Source organism: Streptomyces glaucescens (genome assembly GCF_002154375.1).
GTDB lineage: Bacteria > Actinomycetota > Actinomycetes > Streptomycetales > Streptomycetaceae > Streptomyces > Streptomyces glaucescens.
Map to the genome: position 1 here is coordinate 1 of NZ_MUND01000946.1, position 1,187 is coordinate 1,187.

The window sequence follows — 1,187 nt, forward strand, 5'->3', positions numbered from 1 at the left end:
GCGCGACACCTGCCACCAGCTGGGCATCAGCCCCCGCTGGACCAGGCCCTGGCGACCCCAGACCAACGGCAAGGTCGAACGCTTCCACCGCACCCTGCTCGAGGAATGGGCCTACATCCGGCCCTACACCTCAGATGCCTGGCTTCACTGGTACAACTACCACCGACCCCACACCGGCATCGGCGGCCAACCACCAGCCAGCCGCGTCACCAACCTCTCCGGACGGCACACCTAGATGCTCGATTCCAAGGGGTTCAGTGGTCGTATGTGGTGAGTGCCCACATGACCGGCTGGGCGGTGTGATCGTTGTGCCAGATGGCGGCGGTGAGCGCGAGGATGCGCTGCAGGACGCGGACGGCTACGCCGCCTGGGGTGCGGCCACGATGGCGTTCGAGGTCGAGCTGGCCCGTGAAGGTTTCGTTGACCGACTCGATGACCTGCCGTAGCGGCTTGAACAGCTGGGAGGCGGCCCGCTCGGACTCGCCCTTGCGGGCCGGCCGTAGCAGTCGGATGTCCAGTTCGGCGAGCTGCTGCTCGAACTCCCGGCCAAAGTAGTTCTTGTCGCCGATCAGCGTCTGACCGGGGCGGTCGGCGACGAGCTGGGGCTCGATGGCGAACAGGTCCACCAGGTCTCGCGCTCGTCGGCTTTGGCGCCGGTGAGAGCGAAGGCGACGGGAAGGCCGTGCAGGGTGCAGCCCAGGTGCAGCCGCAGTCCCCAGAAGTAGCGCGTGTGGCTGGCGCAGTAGCCGTACTGTGCCCATCCGGCCAGGTCAGAGCGTTTGACGGTCTCACGGGAGCGGCCGCACTCCACCGGTGTTGAGTCCGCGCCCCACACGTCGTCGCTCCTCAGCGTGGTGTCGACCGCCAGCGTGCGGGTGACGCACCGGATGAGCTCGGCGGCCTTGCGCAACCGCTTGTTGTAGCCGGGCTGCTGGGGCAGGTAGGGGAACAGGTGCCGCAGGTGAGCACGGGCGTGTCGCAGCCACCGGGCCGCGGAGGTGAAGCCGAGCATTGCCTGCATCATCGCCATGGTGACCAGCTCGGCATCGCTGAGCTGCGGCGCGATGCCCACGGCCGGCCGCCAGGGGGGAGCTGCGGTGAATCTTTCAGTAGATTGTCGGTCGTGACGTAAAGGGCGGTCGCGAGGGAGTCCAGCTCTGCCTTCGCACACCGACGTTGGACTCCCT

At 67.6% G+C, this 1,187-nt stretch carries 1 protein-coding gene and 1 pseudogene; one reads left to right on the top strand and one right to left on the bottom strand.

Annotation, left to right across the window (positions count from 1 at the left end; all coding sequences use genetic code 11):
• On the top strand, positions 1-235 hold a 235-nt coding region (locus tag CCN42_RS39595), incomplete at its 5' end, for an integrase core domain-containing protein (RefSeq protein ID WP_143662205.1).
• Positions 236-254: 19 nt separating this feature from the next.
• Here CCN42_RS39595 and CCN42_RS39600 read toward each other — a convergent pair.
• Positions 255-1,155: pseudogene (locus CCN42_RS39600) on the bottom strand (IS982 family transposase).
• Between the last annotated feature and the right edge of the window lie 32 nt (positions 1,156-1,187).